This is a genomic window from Rhodopseudomonas sp. P1 (genome assembly GCF_039642825.1).
In the GTDB taxonomy this organism is placed as follows: domain Bacteria; phylum Pseudomonadota; class Alphaproteobacteria; order Rhizobiales; family Xanthobacteraceae; genus Rhodopseudomonas; species Rhodopseudomonas palustris_H.
Genome location: NZ_CP088006.1, coordinates 153,269 through 169,015, shown reverse-complemented (window position 1 = coordinate 169,015; position 15,747 = coordinate 153,269). Strand labels below are relative to the sequence as shown.

Annotated in this window: 19 protein-coding genes and 1 tRNA gene; 13 read left to right on the top strand and 7 right to left on the bottom strand. The window is 64.9% G+C overall.

Annotated elements, in window-relative coordinates; genetic code table 11:
• Positions 1-40 precede the first annotated feature (40 nt).
• The gene (locus tag LRC39_RS00795; protein WP_264053854.1) at positions 41-946 is read left to right on the top strand and encodes a DMT family transporter; all 906 of its coding nucleotides are present in this window, start codon (positions 41-43) and stop codon (positions 944-946) included.
• Here the strand turns inward: LRC39_RS00795 and LRC39_RS00790 are convergent, their stop codons facing one another.
• The 5 genes from LRC39_RS00790 to rplU all read right to left on the bottom strand — a co-directional run bounded on the left by LRC39_RS00790 (position 947) and on the right by rplU (position 3,128).
• A complete protein-coding gene (locus LRC39_RS00790; RefSeq protein WP_263990146.1) occupies positions 947-1,120 on the bottom strand; it encodes a hypothetical protein in 174 nt (57 codons plus the stop codon).
• A gap of 127 nt (positions 1,121-1,247) precedes the next feature.
• The gene (locus LRC39_RS00785; RefSeq protein WP_346296040.1) at positions 1,248-1,439 is read right to left on the bottom strand and encodes a hypothetical protein; all 192 of its coding nucleotides are present in this window, start codon (positions 1,437-1,439) and stop codon (positions 1,248-1,250) included.
• Positions 1,440-1,650: 211 nt separating this feature from the next.
• Entirely contained in the window at positions 1,651-2,250 is a 600-nt protein-coding gene (locus tag LRC39_RS00780) for a GNAT family N-acetyltransferase (RefSeq protein ID WP_346296039.1), read from the bottom strand.
• 135 nt (positions 2,251-2,385) lie between these two features.
• Positions 2,386-2,658 carry a 50S ribosomal protein L27 gene (gene rpmA, locus LRC39_RS00775; protein ID WP_011155727.1) on the bottom strand — a complete coding sequence of 91 codons (273 nt, stop codon included), beginning with the start codon at positions 2,656-2,658 and terminating at the stop codon, positions 2,386-2,388.
• Between the two features lie 89 nt (positions 2,659-2,747).
• Entirely contained in the window at positions 2,748-3,128 is a 381-nt protein-coding gene (rplU, locus tag LRC39_RS00770; protein WP_107353781.1) for a 50S ribosomal protein L21, read from the bottom strand.
• Between the two features lie 332 nt (positions 3,129-3,460).
• Between rplU and LRC39_RS00765 the strand changes: the two genes are divergently transcribed.
• From LRC39_RS00765 to LRC39_RS00745, 5 genes are all read left to right on the top strand, one after another.
• Entirely contained in the window at positions 3,461-4,624 is a 1,164-nt protein-coding gene (locus LRC39_RS00765; RefSeq protein ID WP_164638472.1) for an ROK family protein, read from the top strand.
• A 153-nt stretch (positions 4,625-4,777) separates the two neighbouring features.
• Positions 4,778-4,867 (top strand) — tRNA-Ser (locus LRC39_RS00760).
• A gap of 225 nt (positions 4,868-5,092) precedes the next feature.
• Positions 5,093-5,272 (top strand): hypothetical protein, encoded by a 180-nt coding sequence (locus LRC39_RS00755; RefSeq protein ID WP_107342404.1) that lies wholly within the window; start codon positions 5,093-5,095, stop codon positions 5,270-5,272.
• 446 nt (positions 5,273-5,718) lie between these two features.
• Complete coding sequence (locus LRC39_RS00750; RefSeq protein WP_346296038.1) at positions 5,719-6,480, top strand: cytochrome c oxidase assembly protein; 762 nt, start codon at positions 5,719-5,721, stop codon at positions 6,478-6,480.
• Entirely contained in the window at positions 6,477-6,971 is a 495-nt protein-coding gene (locus tag LRC39_RS00745; RefSeq protein ID WP_107353768.1) for a CopD family protein, read from the top strand. The genes LRC39_RS00750 and LRC39_RS00745 overlap by 4 nt, the downstream gene beginning before the upstream one ends.
• On the opposite strand, the gene LRC39_RS00740 is transcribed toward LRC39_RS00745, so the two are convergent.
• On the bottom strand, positions 6,935-7,417 hold the full coding sequence (locus LRC39_RS00740) for a DUF2231 domain-containing protein (RefSeq protein WP_346296037.1): 483 nt from the start codon (positions 7,415-7,417) through the stop codon (positions 6,935-6,937). The two genes, LRC39_RS00745 and LRC39_RS00740, sit on opposite strands and share 37 nt — an antisense overlap.
• A 21-nt stretch (positions 7,418-7,438) precedes the next feature.
• Here LRC39_RS00740 and coxB point away from each other — a divergent pair, with 21 nt between their 5' ends.
• Genes coxB through LRC39_RS00725 form a run of 3 tightly spaced genes read left to right on the top strand, consistent with a single transcriptional unit; the run spans position 7,439 to position 11,003 of the window.
• On the top strand, positions 7,439-8,134 hold the full coding sequence (coxB, locus tag LRC39_RS00735; RefSeq protein WP_346296036.1) for a cytochrome c oxidase subunit II: 696 nt from the start codon (positions 7,439-7,441) through the stop codon (positions 8,132-8,134).
• Complete coding sequence (gene ctaD, locus LRC39_RS00730) at positions 8,131-10,665, top strand: cytochrome c oxidase subunit I (protein ID WP_346296035.1); 2,535 nt, start codon at positions 8,131-8,133, stop codon at positions 10,663-10,665. The genes coxB and ctaD overlap by 4 nt, the downstream gene beginning before the upstream one ends.
• Positions 10,662-11,003, top strand: a complete 342-nt coding sequence (locus LRC39_RS00725; RefSeq protein WP_346296034.1) for a hypothetical protein — start codon at positions 10,662-10,664, stop codon at positions 11,001-11,003. Before ctaD ends, LRC39_RS00725 begins: the two co-directional genes overlap by 4 nt.
• Before the next feature lie 39 nt (positions 11,004-11,042).
• Here LRC39_RS00725 and LRC39_RS00720 read toward each other — a convergent pair whose 3' ends face one another.
• Complete coding sequence (locus LRC39_RS00720) at positions 11,043-12,185, bottom strand: HD domain-containing phosphohydrolase (protein ID WP_263990127.1); 1,143 nt, start codon at positions 12,183-12,185, stop codon at positions 11,043-11,045.
• 286 nt (positions 12,186-12,471) lie between these two features.
• Here LRC39_RS00720 and LRC39_RS00715 point away from each other — a divergent pair, with 286 nt between their 5' ends.
• Genes LRC39_RS00715 through LRC39_RS00700 form a run of 4 tightly spaced genes read left to right on the top strand, consistent with a single transcriptional unit; the run spans position 12,472 to position 15,693 of the window.
• Positions 12,472-12,795 carry an STAS domain-containing protein gene (locus tag LRC39_RS00715; RefSeq protein ID WP_164638505.1) on the top strand — a complete coding sequence of 108 codons (324 nt, stop codon included), beginning with the start codon at positions 12,472-12,474 and terminating at the stop codon, positions 12,793-12,795.
• Entirely contained in the window at positions 12,795-13,160 is a 366-nt protein-coding gene (locus LRC39_RS00710; RefSeq protein ID WP_011155711.1) for a response regulator, read from the top strand. The genes LRC39_RS00715 and LRC39_RS00710 overlap by 1 nt, the downstream gene beginning before the upstream one ends.
• Complete coding sequence (locus LRC39_RS00705; protein ID WP_346296033.1) at positions 13,157-15,223, top strand: chemotaxis protein CheA; 2,067 nt, start codon at positions 13,157-13,159, stop codon at positions 15,221-15,223. The genes LRC39_RS00710 and LRC39_RS00705 overlap by 4 nt, the downstream gene beginning before the upstream one ends.
• Positions 15,223-15,693: a chemotaxis protein CheW gene (locus LRC39_RS00700; protein WP_107342395.1), complete on the top strand. Its 471-nt coding sequence runs from the start codon at positions 15,223-15,225 to the stop codon at positions 15,691-15,693. Before LRC39_RS00705 ends, LRC39_RS00700 begins: the two co-directional genes overlap by 1 nt.
• Positions 15,694-15,747: the final 54 nt, after the last annotated feature.

Genomic DNA, 15,747 nt, shown 5'->3' with positions numbered 1-15,747 from the left:
CCGGGGCGATAAGCGGCGGTCACAACCGTCCGGGCCAAATATGGGGCTGTTCGCCAAAATCACCACCGCGTCCGACCCGCGTACCGCCCGGATCGCCGGCATTTTGCTGATGCTGCTGGCGATGCTGGCGTTTTCGTTCTCCGATGCGGCCGGCAAGACGGTGGTGGCGACCTATTCGGTCGGGCAATTGCTGTTGCTGCGGGCGCTGGCCGGCTTGTTCGTGCTGTCGCCGCTGATCTGGCGCCAGCGCAAAGCGTTTGTGCGGTTGGAGCGGCCGGGGGTGCAACTGGCGCGGATGGTGATCGCGGCCTGCGAAGTCGCGGTGTTCTATCTGGCGGCCGCCTATCTGCCGCTCGCCGACGTCATCACCTTCTATCTTGCCTCGTCGCTGTTCGTCTCGGTCGGCGCTGCATTGTTTCTGGGTGAGACCATCGACCGGGCGCGCGGAATCGCGATCGTCGTCGGCTTTGTCGGCGTGCTGATCGCGCTGCAGCCGTCGGCCCAGACGATGAGCTGGCCGGCGCTGATTGCGATCCTCGCCAGCGTGCTGTTCGCCGGCCTGCTGCTACTGACGCGGTTTCTGCGCCAGACTCCCGACATGGTGCTGGCCTCGCAGCAATTCGCCGGAACGCTGCTGCTCGGCCTCGTTCTGGCGCCGTCCGGCTGGATCACGCCGTCCGCGACCGATCTGGTGTGGTTTGCGATCTCGGGCGCGGTGTCGGCGGTCGGTCTGCTGTGCGTCAACCGTTCGCTGCGGCTCGCGCCAGCCAGCGTCGTGGTGCCGTATCAGTACACGATGATCATTTTCGCCGCGGCGTTCGGCTGGCTGCTGTTCGGCGACGTGCCGTCGCGGGCGACGGTGGCCGGCGTCGCGATCATTATCGCGGCCGGGCTGTATCTCGGCTGGCGCGAGCGCAGCGCGCCGCGGCCGTCCGAAGGCGGTTGACTACTCGCCGACCCGCAGTGCCAATCCGTTAAATCGTTCGCTGAGCACACGCGCGCGTTCGCGGCGCTCCTCGATCAGCAGCTTGCGCTCGGTCGCCTCGAACGCGTCGAGGTCGGCACGGAATTCATCACGCACGTCGCGGACGGCGACGCTTTGTTCGGTCGAATCGGACATCGGGACCTCCCTGGTCGAACTGACGCCTAACTACACGTGGTTGATGAAGATCGCGTATGCGCGAAGTTGCAGGCGGCGCGATCAGCCGGCGATGGTTAAGCGCCGATTGAACGCGCCTGCTCGCACATCAGATGCCGAAGCGGCGGTCGAGATCGACGAAGCGGAAGCTGAGCTGCTCGGTCCGTTCGCGGTGCTGCTCGGCTTCGGCCGCGCGGTCGGCGGTGAGTTCGACCTTCTCGATCGTCGCGGGCGCGAGCGGCTTGATTTCTTCGGCGAGGTCGCGGGCGAGGACGGCTTGGATGTAGCGATGAGCGGACATGTCGGAACTCCCTGTTTGGAAGTCCGTCCTACGCAGCCTGGGCCGCGCGCTGAACTCGGTTCCCACCGAGGCTGACGGTTCGTCCTCCGGCCGTGGTTAAGCGGTGGGTAACGGCGCGGGCGCGGCTTGATACGTCTGTCCCGAAACAACATCGGCCGGGTCACAACCCGGCCGATCCGTTCGCTTCAATGATGGTGTGTCGAGATGCTGATCAGCAGCGCCGCTTGGTGGTGCCCCACTTCTTCAGCGACGACCACACCCCGCGGGTGAGGCGGAAGCAGTCGACCGGGGTCGACGATCCAATCGACTCGAAGCGGTGCAGCTCGACGCCGGTCCATTGGAAGCCGCACTTCTCCAGCACGTTGCGCGACGCCGGATTGATCACACGGGCGGCCGAGATCATCTGCTTGGCGCTGTGCACCTCGAAGGCGAAGTCGATCACCGCCCGCGCGGCTTCGGTGGCGTAGCCGTTGCCCCAATGCTGCACGCCGAGCCAGTAACCGAGCTCCGGGGCGTCGCGGTCGCTCCAGTCGACGCCGACCAGTCCGATCGGCTCGAAATCCTCGGCCTCGATCAGAAACACGCTGTCGCTGCTCTTGGGCAGCGCGGTCACGAAGCGCGCGGCGTCGTCGCGCGTGTAGGGAAACGGCATCCGCCGGGTCATCTCGACGACGCGGCGATCGTTGGCGAGCGAAGCGATGGCCTGGACGTCCGCGAGAACCGGTTTACGCAGCGTCAGCCGCTCGGTCTCGAGGACGCAAGGTCTCGCCTCGCGCAACGAGGGCGTGGTGGTCGGGATCTCCTGCAACATGGCGGGCTCCTGAAGGTGCGCCGTGAAAGGTACGCAAAGAAAAAGGGGAGGCCGGTTTTCCCGCCTCCCCTGGAGCCCTTAGGTGTGCTCCGCCGGTTTGACAGGACCCGGCGGACACATATTTTTGTCCACCGTCTATTCGGCCGCCTGCATCGCAATCGGGAGTACCGATACGTAGGTGCGGCCGTTGGCTTTGGCGCGGAATTCGACACGGCCTTCCACCTTGGCGAACAAGGTGTGATCAGTGCCCATGCCGACGTTGAGGCCGGGATGCCACTGAGTGCCGCGCTGACGCGCAATGATGTTGCCGGGAATCACGTGCTCGCCGCCAAACGCCTTCACGCCGAGGCGCTTGCCTGCGGAATCACGTCCGTTGCGCGAGGAACCGCCCGCCTTTTTATGAGCCATGGCTCGTCTCCAAAATCCGAAATACCTTTTAGATGAATCCCGTTACGGAATCATCCCGCTTTTTTGTCACGTCTGCTGCGCGCGCCGACTTACTCGGCGGCTTCCGCAGCCGGGGCCGCCTTCGCGCGCTTGGCGCGGGGGCCGACCGAAGGCTTCTTGCCGTCGGCGAGGATCTCGGTGATCCGCAGCACGGTGATTTCATCGCGGTAGCCGCGCTTGCGCTTGGAGTGCTTGCGACGACGCTTCTTGAACGCGATCACCTTCGGGCCGCGCTTGTGGTCCAGCACTTCGGCCGCCACGGTAGCGCCAGCCACGGTGGGCGCGCCGAGAACCGGGGTGTCGCCGCCCAGCACGAGCACTTCGCCGAGCTGGATAATGCTGCCGACGTCGCCGTCGAGCTTGCCTACTTCGAGCACATCTTCCGGAACGACGCGGTATTGCCGGCCGCCGGTTTTGATGACTGCGAACATCTTTTTCTTCCTTCGTGTTCGATCCCGGCCTCGGTTAACCCGGGCCGGCTTTTTGGTCAGTCGATGACGGGGTGCGACGACGAAGCGCCGCGGCTTTGGTGCGGATGGACTTGAGCCGGGCGAAAGCTTCGCCTCTGGCCGCACAAAACAAATCGGCGCGAGACCTGCCCGCGCCGGTGCGTGACTTATACCCGCCGTGCCGCGTCCGTCAAGGCGGAAGCCGGCAAAATGCGGCTGCGCGCGGGCCGGACGCTAGAATCAGCCGTTGCGAACGCGATGCAACCAACCGGTTCCCGGATCGTTGTCGTTCGGTTTTGAACGGGGGTACTTTGATGGCTGAGGACAGTCTGACCACCACCAACGCCGGCATCGCCGCACACGGCGCCACCCGGCTGCCTTCAGTCGAGATCGACAGCTACAATATCGAAATCAAGGACGAGGACGGCTTTCTCGGCGACCGCGCCTCCAAGGGGGCGTTTCAGCGCCTGCTCGACGATTGGCGCAAGGCGTTGCGCGAGACCGGTGACGATCCGTTCGGGCGGCGCGACACCAAGAAGATCGCCAAAAGCGCGCTCGACGAAGCGCTGGCCGGCGACGACGTCGCCGCCGCCGCGGTGGTTCACAGCGCGATCGAGGATTTCGCCCAGGAGCTCGCTCACGTCACCAAGCGCTTCCTGCGCACCAAGGCCTGGGCCGAGACCGAGTGCATCGTGGTCGGCGGTGGCTTTCGCCAGAGCCGGGTCGGCGAGCTCGCGATCGCCCGCACCGACATTTTGCTCAAGGCGGAAGGCCACGCTGTCGATTTGGTACCGATCCGGTTTCACCCCGACGAAGCGGGCCTGCTCGGGTGCCTGCATCTGGCGCCGTCCTGGATCTTCGAGGGCCACGACAGCATCCTGGCGGTCGATATCGGCGGCTCCAACATCCGCTGCGGCGTGGTCGAGACCGCCTGGAAGAAGGCGCCCGACCTGTCCAAAGCCTCGGTGTGGAAGTCCGATCTGTGGCGTCACGCCGACGACGAGCCGACCCGGGAAGGCGCCGTGAAGCGGCTGACCCGCATGCTCAAGGACCTGATTTCGGAGGCCGAGGACGAGGGCTTCAAGCTGGCGCCGTTTATCGGGATCTCGTGTCCCGGCGTGATCAACCCCGATGGTTCGATCGAGAAGGGCGCCCAGAATCTGCCGGGCAATTGGGAGAGTAGCAAATTCCATCTGCCGCGCAGCCTGCTCGAAGGCATCCCGATGATCGGAAGCCACGACACCGCGATCCTGATGCACAATGACGGCGTCGCCCAGGGCCTCAGCGAAGTGCCGTTCATGCAGGAATTCGAGCGCTGGGGCGTGCTGACGATCGGCACCGGCCTCGGCAACGCCCGCTTCACCAACCGCCGCGACAAGGACAAGGCCAAGAAGGACCGCGAGAAGGATAAGGAAAAAGACAAAGAGAAGGACAAGGAGAAGGGTAAAAAAGACAAGGATAGCAAGGAGAAGGCCTGAGCCGGTTTGGCTGCCGGTCCTGTGCGGTTGGCGATGTGGGGGCCTTCGGATCAATTCTGGCGAGAAATCCGCCGTACCCCGCCTTGTCTATCTGTCGCTCCTCGCCTAGAACACGCCCCGACCACCGGGCGTGAATCGCCCGCTTTGGCACCAGGAGAGGTGGCAGAGTGGTTGAATGCACCGCACTCGAAATGCGGCATAGGTGCAAGCCTATCGGGGGTTCGAATCCCTCCCTCTCCGCCATTAGCCGGACGACAAGTCCCATCTTCCACCTGCCAGGATGCATAGCTGCGTCGGCCGGCTTGGCCGTGCGGGCGGTACCCTTCGTGCATCGCAAGCTCCAAGCGCCGGCTTGCCTGCTCGTCGGCGTTTGCGTCTTTTTAAGGTTAACGAGTCGTTAACCCTTTCCGCGCCAGGAAGGAGATCGGGCTGGATGCGTAACACCGGCTCTTTTCGGAGAGTGTGTGAATGAACCAATTCAAGCTTGGCGACGAAGTCTGCAAGGACAACGGACGGCGCGGCGTCGTCCGCGCGATCTTCGTGAACCGGGATGCCGCCCGGATGTGTGCGGTCGAGATCAATGGCGCGCTGGATTTCGTCGAGGAATCCAAATTGTTGCCGCAGCTGCGGGCCGACCTCGCGGCCTGACGCTCGCACTTGGCCCGCCTCGGTGATGCGTCAGCGAGGCGGCTATTCTGAGCTCCCCCTAGATCGACGTCTGCAAAGTTCGAGCTCGCCAGCGTGAGCGAGTGATCGCCGGATCGCGCGACGAACGCGCTCGGCCAGTTCTGCTGCCGTTGTGATCTCACTAGCGGCCCAAACTCTTTCGCTCGATCGTTGGCGCCTGCGCATCCACGCGCGATGAGTGCCGCTTTCCCTTTATCGGAGCACGGCCCTCACGTTCCCGGCTTCGCCGGGCGTCGTGACGGCAGGCCCGGCGCGTGGCGATTTGCCGCCGGCTTCCGCTAGCATCCCTCCTCGCACCTGCACGTTGCCTCCCGCGAATCCGCTGAGCGGCGCCCGCCATCGATCGCGCTGGCCGATGCTGTCGGCGCCGCTCGCAAGACAGTGCTCGCGATCCTGGGGAAGACGCGATGATCGAGCCGTATTGCGGATTGGCGCCGCTGCCTGCGGAGCTGATCGCCCGATGGAATCTTGATCCGGCGCTGATCGCTGCCCTGGTGGTCGGAAGCTCGGGTCATCTTGGGATGGTGGCTCGATCGTCGCAGGCTACGAGTCGTAAGGCGTACGTGGCGCCCCTGCTTGGATGGGCGCTCCTGGCCGTGCTTTTTGTCTCGCCACTATGCGCGCTGACATCGGCGCTGTTCTCGGCGCGCGTCACTCATCACGTTGTCCTGGTCGCCGTAGCTGCCCCGCTGCTCGCGCTGCCGTGGAGGCGAACCAAGCTGGCGCACCTGCTGGCGCGGGGGGCGGCCGCCGTTTTCATTCTCCATATGGTGTTGCTGTGGCTATGGCACGCGCCGGCGCCCTACGCGGCCGCGTTAGCTGACCCGGTGGTGTTCTGGGTGATGGAGCTCAGCCTGCTCGGCAGCGCCATGGCGCTGTGGCTGGTGATTCTGTCGCCGGTCGCGCCGATCGGACGAACACTCGGGCTGCTGTTAGGATCGGTCGTGCAGATGGGGATGCTGGGCGCGGTCATCACGTTTGCGCGGACGCCGCTGTACGACGCGCATTTCGGCGTCACCACGGTGTGGGGGCTGTCGGCGCTGCAGGATCAGCAGCTTGCCGGTCTGATCATGTGGGTGCCGGCTTCGCTGCCCTATCTTGCGGTCGCGCTGGTTCTGCTGGCGCGGCGGCTCGACCGCCCGATGATCGCCCATGAACCGGCCCGATGATCGCGTGGCTGAAAGTCGTTCATGTCCTGGCGCTGATGGTGTGGTGCGCCGGGCTGCTGGCGCTCCCCGGTCTGTTCGTGCACCGCAGTCGGCTTTCGGACATCGCGGCGGCCGAACTGCACCGGCTGACCCGAACGCTGTTCATCAAGATCACGTCGCCGGCGGCATTCGTGGCCGTGGTGGCGGGCACTTGGCTCCTGTTCCTCCGCGAGGCGTTCACGGCCTGGATGATGCTGAAGCTCGTCGTGGTCGGGCTGCTGGTGGTGATCCACATTCGCAGCGGCTACCTGATCCTCAATCTATTCGGCGCACATGGGCACTACGCGGCCTGGCGGCGCTGGATCATGACGACTGCGACGCTGGCGACGATCACCGGCATCCTGACGCTGGTCCTCGCCAAGCCCGAGTTGTCGCCGAACGGCCTGCCAACCTGGCTGACGCAGCCCGGCGGACTTCAGTCGTTGGTCGAGACCATCAGGCCGACGCCGTGATCGAAAACCAACTTGCCGCCGTGCCATCCAGCGAGGCCGACGAAGACGGTGCCGAGCGCCGAGATCATCAACCCGACCGGCAGCACCGGGTCCTCGTTCACCAACCGCCATCCCCAATTCGCGCCGGCGATCGACACCAGCGTGACGCCTGCGACTGCATGGGTCCAGCTCGTGGTTCGCTGGCGGATGCCCTTGACCAGCAACAGCTCGGCGGTGCCGGCGATGCTGGCCGCGGCGCCGAGCCAGAAAGCGAAGCCGCTCGCCCACAGTCCGGCTCGGGCCCAGAACGGATCGGCGCTCCACCAATAGAAGACGTCGCAGCCCAAGGTCGAGATCACCAGCGCGATCGGAAATGCCACCAGCATCGCGTGGACCGGGTGGCCGGCGAACGCCACCACCGAACTGGTGTCGTATTCGCTGATCTCCTCGACGACGGATTTGGGCATCGCTCACCTCTTCGTTCGGTAATGCGGCGAGGACGCGCCGGTTGCATCGTTGCCGCCGCCACGATGCCGCTGGCCGGATGCGGCGGTCCGCTGTCGACGCTGGACCCCGCCGGTCCATCGGCGGCGGCGATCGCGCAGTTGTGGTGGCTGATGCTCGCCGGCGCGGTGGTGCTGTTCGGTTTGGTGATCGTGCTGCTGCTGTGGGGGTTCGTTCGGCGCAGCGCTGCGCCGGACAGGCCGAAGCTGTGGCTCGCGGGTGGCGGCCTGGTGCTGCCGGCAATGGTGTTGATGCCGTTGCTCGGCTTCGGATTGCTGACCGGCGAACGGCTGCTGGCGCATCCGCGTGCCGCCGAGGTGATGCGGATCGAGGTCGAAGCGCGGCAGTGGCAGTGGACCTTCCGCTATCCGGCGACAGCCGGCGGAACGCGCGTGTCCGTCAACGAACTGCATCTGCCGGTCGGGCGTCCGGTCGACCTGCACGTTACCAGCCCCGACGTGATCCACGGCTTCTGGATCCCGCGGCTTGGCGGCAAGATCGACGCGATCCCCGGCCACATCAATGTCATCCGGCTCAGCGCCGATCGGCCCGGCAGCTATCACGGCGTCTGCGCCGAGTTCTGTGGCGGCGGCCACACCGCGATGGATTTCCGCGTCACGGCGCATGCCGATGACAATTACGAAGGCCGCTTGGCCGAACTGCCGCGGGATCGCCGATGACGGACGGCATCGATCATCGGCCCCGGCCTCCGATCGCTGCGATCCGGCTGCACAAGCAGCTCGAAGCGGTGTGGGGCACGCCGCCTGGCTGGGCTCGCCTGTCGGCAGTGAACCACAACATCGTCGGCCGACGCTTCATCCTGACCGCCTTCGTGTTCTTCGGCATCGGCGGCGTGCTGGCGATGCTGATCCGGGCGCAGCTGGCGACGCCGCGCAGCGCGTTTCTCGGCCCGGACGTCTACAACCAGATATTCACCATGCACGGCACGGTGATGATGTTTCTATTCGCGATCCCGATGTTCGAAGGATTTGCGATCTACCTGCTGCCGAAGCTGCTCGGCGCCCGCGACATGGCGTTCCCTCGGCTCGGCGCCTACGGCTATTGGTGCTACCTGTTCGGCGGATCGATCCTGGTGATCGCGCTCGCGATCGGGCTGGCGCCAGATGGCGGCTGGTTCATGTACACGCCGCTGACATCGAAGACCTACAGCCCAGGCATCAACGCCGACATCTGGCTGATCGGTGTCACCTTCGTGGAGATCTCGGCAATCTCGGCGGCGATCGAGACCATCGCCACGATACTGAAGCTGCGCGCGCCCGGCATGTCGATCGACAAGATGCCGCTGCTTGCCTGGTATCTGCTGGTCACCGCCTTCATGATGCTGGTCGGGTTTCCGCCGCTGATCCTGGGCTCCGTGCTGCTGGAGCTGGAGCGCGCATTCGGTCTGCCGTTTTTCGATCCGACCCGCGGCGGCGATGCGCTGCTCTGGCAGCATCTGTTCTGGCTGTTCGGCCATCCCGAGGTCTACATTATCTTCCTGCCGGCCGCCGGCATGGTGTCGACCATGCTACCGACCTTCGCCCGACGGGAAATCATCGGCTACGGCTGGATCGTGGTCAGCGTGGTGGCGCTGGCGTTCCTCAGCTTCGGGCTGTGGGTCCACCACATGTTCACGGTCGGGATTCCGCATCTGGCCCTGGCGTTCTTCTCCTCGGCCAGCACCGCGGTGGCGGTACCAACAGCGGTGCAGATCTTCGCCTGGCTCGGCACGCTGGCAGCGGGGCGGCCGCAGCTCAAACTGCCGATGCTGTATCTGCTCGGCTTCTTCTCGGTATTCGTGATCGGCGGCCTCACCGGCGTGATGCTGGCGATCGTGCCGTTCAACTGGCAGGCGCACGACACCCACTTCGTGGTCGCGCATCTGCACTACGTGCTGGTCGGCGGCTTCGTGTTTCCGATCCTGGCGGCGACCTATTATTGGCTGCCGCACCTTACCGGGCGTGTGCCGCGCCATAGCCTCGGCGCACCTGCGTTCTGGCTGATCCTGATCGGCTTCAACCTGACCTTTCTGGTGATGCACTGGACCGGCCTGCTCGGCATGCCACGCCGGGTCACCAGCTATGGCGCGGAGACCGGATGGGAGTGGCCGAACCTGCTGTCGTCAATCGGCGGCTTCATCATGGCGATCGGGTTTGCGCTGTTCACGGTCGATGTGCTGATGCATTGGCGGCACGGCAGACGCTGCAATCGTAACCCGTGGGGCGCCGGCACCCTGGAATGGGCGACCGCGACTCCGCCGCCGAGCTACAATTTTGCGTCTCTTCCGCTGGTGGCGTCGCGCCTCCCGCTTGCTGAGCAGCCTGAGCTGGGTGCCAGGCTGGCGGCTGGCACTGGTTATCTCGGCTTCGTGCGTGATCAGGCGCTGGAGACGCTCGGGGTCGACGCGATCTCGGGCCGCATCGAGCAGATTGTCCGCCTGCCGAACCGTAGCTTTCTCCCGTTGGTCAGCGCGGTCGCGACCGGAGCCTTCTTCCTGGCAGTTCTGTTCAAACTCTATCTGGTGGCGGTCGGTGCGCTGGTTGGAGTGATTGCGACGCTGCTGCTTTGGACGCCCTCGTCCGGCGGGCGCTGCGATCGCGGGCCGCTGCCGGTCGGCAATGGCGAGACTGCGGTGCTGCATAGCGAGGCGGCCTCGCCACCCGCGCTGTGGGCGCTTTGGTTGGCGCTCGCCGCGGACGCCACGGCTTTTGCGTCCCTCGGGTTCGGGTTGCTGTTCTTGTGGGTCGTCGCCCCCAACTGGCCGCCGCCGGAGCTATTGCCCTGGTCACTATGGGGGACGGCGCTGGTCATCGCCGGGCTCGCGGTCGCACTGGTCGCCAGCCATTTGGCGACGACGCGGCGGATACTTGGGCGCGCCAACCGGCGCGAGGCCGCGCTTGTGTTCGCCGGCCTCGGGCAGATTGCCGGGCTGGTCGGCTGTGCTGTCATTATATCCGCCGTGCCGGATCCGACGCGGCACGCCTATGCGGCCGTCACCCTGGTGATGCTGCTGTATGCCGGCCTGCACGCTGCGGTCGGGCTGATGTTTTCTGGCTTCGGCCTGTGGCGGAGCCGTGCCGGTTTCGTATCGCTGGCCCGCAGCCTCGATCTCAGGCTCGGTGCGATCTGGGCAGGCTTCACCGCCGCCATTGCCGTCACGGTGGTGCTGATGGTGTACGGCTTGCCGCTGCTGATGCGAACAACATCATGAAGCCGCGGCTTCCGCTGCTGCTGATCCCCGCCGGCTTCGTGATCTGGGCGTCAGCCTTCACGCTGCTGTATGCGGCGCTATCGCTTGGCTGTGCGTTCAGCTGGCAAAACGATGCTATCGGCGGCGTCACGCCGTTGCGGCTGATGCTGCTTGCGATTTGGCTAGTCCATCTGGCGGTACTGGCCGGCCTGCTGATCTATTGCGTGCGGTTGCCATCGGACGCGAGCGCTCGGACGTCCAGATTCTTGCGGCAGGCCGCGATCGGATCGGCCGCGGCGGCCATCGCCACAACGGTCTGGACCGGGGTCGTGATTCTGGTGGCGACGCCCTGCCTATAAAGAAAGAGATGCGTCCGACGTCGCGGCGCCGGACAACAGTCAGGTTGCTACGGTGTAGGTCACTTCCGGCGTCGGCAATGTGATGGTCGGCTCCTGCGCGTCGGGGGTGAGTGACGGCTGCAGCGAAGCGCCGTCTCTTGGATGAAGCTTCAGCCGCTTGGTGGCGATTGCCACCACCTCGTCCCAGCGCGTCAGGAAGACGTCGACGCACGCCGGGTCGAAGTGCTGGCCGCGGCCGTTTTCGAGGTGCTGCCGCGCCACCGGCAGCGGCATCGCCTCTTTATATGGGCGGGCGGTTGCCAGCGCGTCGAACACGTCGGCGACCGCGACGATCCGCGCCGCGATCGGAATTTCGTCGCCCTTCAGTTTGTTCGGGTAGCCTTTGCCGTCCCAGCGCTCGTGATGACCGACCGCGATGTCGGCGGCGAGCTGAATCAGTTCGCACCGGCTGCCGGCCAGGATCGATGCGCCGATCGTGGTGTGGGTCTGCATCACGGCGATCTCGTCCGGCGTCAGCTTGCCCGGCTTCAGCAGAATATGGTCGGGGGTGGCGACCTTGCCGACATCGTGCAGCGGCGCGGCCAGATAGATGTCGCGGCACAGCCGTTCGGGTAGCCCCAATCCTTCCGCGATCATCCGGCTGTACTTTGCAACCCTGAGGGTGTGATCACCGGTGTCGTTGTCGCGATACTCGACCGACAGCGCCAGCCGAAGAATGATCTCTTCTTCACGTTCCTGCAGCGCGTGGGTGGCGCGCGCCACCTCGCTCGCCAGCAGCGCGGCGCGGTCGTTCAGCTTTCGAACCGCAGAGCCCAGCCGGATCATATTGCGCAGCCGGACCTGGGTCTCCAGGCTCTTCGGCCGCTTCGGCAGGAAGTCGGTCGCGCCGGCGTCCAGCGCCTGCAGCCGCACCTCGTCGCTCTCGATCGAGGTGATCATCACGATCGGAATGTCGGAGAATTTGGGGAGCGAGCGCAGCCGCCGGATCAGGCTGATGCCGTCCATATTCGGCATCTCATAGTCGGCGAAGACGATGTCGATGTCGAGATTGCGGGCGGAGGCCAGAGCCAGCACCGGATCGGTGAAGCCGATCACCTGAACCTGGCCGTCGGCTTCGATCGTCCGCTTCAAGTAGTCCAACGCGGACCGACTGTCGTCAACAACCAGTGCTTGAATGAGCATATTGTGCAACTCACAGTACGTGCGTCGAAATTCAACCTAACAGTTATCCGTTAAGTCCGAACTAAGCGTCCGTAACCTGCGTATCTTTTGATCTAATACTAAAATCGGGAATTGCCTCGTAGTTCACCGTGTCTCCAGGCCGAAGCTATGCGTCGGTCGCCATGAGGTTTGCACGAATGCAGTTTAGCGGTGCGTAGTACACTATCTTAATAATTAGACGTCACGCTTTCCTGTATCGACAAAGTAATCGCAGAGACGATGAGTCGTCTCGCGGCTGGGGATAGCAATGACGTTCAATCCCACCGAAGCGGGAGCCGCGCTTCGGCTTCCTTCCGACTGTAGTATCTCTTCCATCCGAAGTATCCACGAGACGATCCAGGAAGCGCTCGGCCGCCAAGGTCCGCTCGAGATCGACTGTTCAAAAGTGAACAGGGCCGATCTCACCTCGATCCAGCTTCTGCTGTCGACCGCCAAGACCGGAGAGGCCCAGGGCCGCCCGGTGGTGCTGACAGAGCTCTCCGAGGTCCTCCTCAACACCATTCAGCGTGCCGGCTTCGCCGGCGACGAAATAATCGACAAGCATTTCCCGCAAAAGAAAGGTGGCTCGTAATGGCCACGATCCTGACCGTCGACGATTCCCCCAGCATCCGCCAGATGATCAAGGTGACGCTCGAGCCGGCCGGCCACAGCGTCGTCGAAGCCGGCGACGGCGCCCAGGGCCTGTCGAAGGCGCAGGCCACCAAGGTCGACCTCGTCATCACCGACCTCAACATGCCGGTGATGAATGGCCTCGAACTGATCAAGGCGCTTCGCAAGCAGCCCAACCTGGTCGGCCTGCCGATCGTGTTCCTCACCACCGAGTCAAATGACGCGGTCAAGCAGGAGGCCAAGAGCTGCGGCGCCACCGGCTGGATCACCAAGCCGTTCAAGCCGGAGCAACTGCTCTCCGTGGTGAGCAAGCTGGTGCGGTCATGACCACGATCGATCCGGCAGCCGTCTTCCGCCAAGAGGCGGCCGAGCTGTTCGAGGTGCTGGAAGCGGCGCTGCTCGATCTCGGCCAGAATCCCGACGACCGCGAACTGGTCGACTCCGCGTTTCGCGCCCTGCACACCATCAAGGGCTCGGGCGCGATGTTCGGGTTCGACAAGGTCGCCACCTTCACCCACGAATTCGAGACCGCGTTCGAGCGCGTCCGCAAGGGCGAGATCAAGCCAACTCAGGATCTTGTCTCGGTCGCGCTGGCCGCCAAGGATTTCATCCGCGCGCTGATCGAAACGCCGGACGAGACCGATGCGATCATCGGCGACGCGATCCTCGCCGATCTCAGCCGGTTCGTTTCGCCCGCCGAAGCCGTCGAAGCCGCGGCGTCGTCGCCCGTTTCGTCGCCGGCCCCGACCCCGGTGTCGGAGCGCCGCCAGGTCGGCTGGCATCTTCGCTTCGAATTCGACTCTCAGATCCTGCGTAACGGGTCCAACCCGCTCGATCTGCTCGACGACCTCAGCAAGCTCGGCTCTTGCTTCGCGATGCCGCTGACCGACGGCATTCCGTTCCTCGACGAGCTGGTGCCCGAGGATTGCTATCTGAAGTGGGACGTCTCGCTGCATTCGGATTGCGACAAGGCGGCAATCGACGACGTCTTCATGTTCGTTCAGGACGAGATGCAGCTGTCGCTGGAGCCGTTGTTCGAAGGCGAAGCCGCGCAGCCGGTGCCGATGCTCGAGCTGCCGGACGTGTCCATTCTGCCGCCGGAGCCGCCGCAAGCTGTGGAGGAGGCGAAGCCCGCGCCGCAGGCCGCAACGGCCGCTCCCGCCGCGCCGGCTGTGGAGCGCCGCAGCGGCGAGCCCCGCCGCGCCGACGATCGCGGCATCGCCACCGTCCGGGTTCAGGCCGAACGGCTCGACGAGCTGATGGATCGGGTCGGCGAGCTGGTGATCGCGCAGGCGCGCCTGACCCAACTCGCAGCCTCCGGCAACGACATCTCGATCAAGTTGATCGCCGAAGAGATCGAACGCCTCGCCTCGAGCCTGCGCGACACCACGATGGGCGCCCGTATGGTGCCGATCGGCTCGCTGTTCGGCCGCTTCCGCCGCCTCGTGCACGATCTGTCGCGCGATCTCGGCAAGCCGGTGGAATTCATCACCTCGGGTGAGGACACCGAACTCGATAAGACGATGATCGAGTGCTTGGCCGATCCGCTGGTCCATCTGATCCGCAACGCGATCGATCACGGCATCGAAGCGCCGGCCGCGCGGGTCGCCGCCGGTAAGCCGGAGCAGGGCCGGATCGAACTCGCCGCCGTGCATGCCGGCGCCCAGGTCCTCGTGACCGTGAAGGACAATGGCGGCGGGCTGAACACCGCGCGCATCCGCGCCAAGGCGGAAGAGCAGGGACTGATCGCGCCGGGGGCTACCGCCTCCGACCAGGAAATCCATCAGTTCCTGTTCCACCCCGGCTTCTCGACGGCGCAGACCGTTTCGGCGCTGTCGGGGCGCGGCGTCGGCATGGACGTCGTCAAGCGCACCATCGAGAACATGCGCGGGTCGATCGACCTGTCGACGGTCCCGGGTGACGGCACCACCGTCACGCTGCGCCTGCCGCTGACGCTGGCGATCATCGAAGGTCTGCTGATCCGCGTCGGCAGCGGCCGCTACATCATTCCGCTGTCCGCGGTCGAAGAGTGCGTCGAACTCACCGCCGAGGACGAGCGCTCGCGCAGCCGCAACTTCCTCAACGTCCGCGGCAATCTCGTGCCGTTCCTGCGCCTCCGCCAAATCTTCGACGCGGACGGCGAACCGGACCAGCACCAGAAGACGATCATCATTTCGACCGGCGAGACCCGCGTCGGTCTGGTCGCCGATCAGATCATCGGCAACCACCAGACCGTCATCAAGTCACTGTCGAAGCTGCACTCCGACGTCACGATGTTCTCCGGCGCCACCATCCTGGGTGACGGAACGGCAGCGCTGATCCTCGACGTCGTGCAACTCGTCGGCCTCGCCCAAGCCCAGTCCGAAAAGCAGATCAGCGAGGCCGCCTGATGAGTAACGATCGGGTTCAAAGCGCAACCGACGGCGATGCCGACGCGATGCAGGTGGTGATGATCGGACTCGGCGACGAGAAGTTCGCGATCGACGCCGGCCTCGTCCGCGAGATCATCGATCCGATCCCTGCCACCAAGGTCGCCGGCGCAAAGGCGTTCGTGCCGGGGGTGATCAACGTCCGCGGCAACGTCATTCCGTTCGCCGACCTACGCATCCGCTTCGGCATGCCGGTGCAGACCCACACCGCCGACAGCCGCATCGTGGTGCTCGAAGTCCGCCTCGACAACGAGGCGGTGCTGGTCGGCGTCAGTGCCGACCGCGTCTACGAAGTCACCGAGATTTCGCGCACCGACGTGCAGCAGACCCCGCGCGTCGGCATGCATTGGAAGCCGGAATACATCCGCTTCATCACCAAGTGGCGCGATGAATTCGTCGTCGTGCCGAACATGGAACGGATCCTGAATTGAGCGCCCTCGGTCAGACATCCGGCAGTACGTGCCGCCAACCAGCGTTGAAGTGAG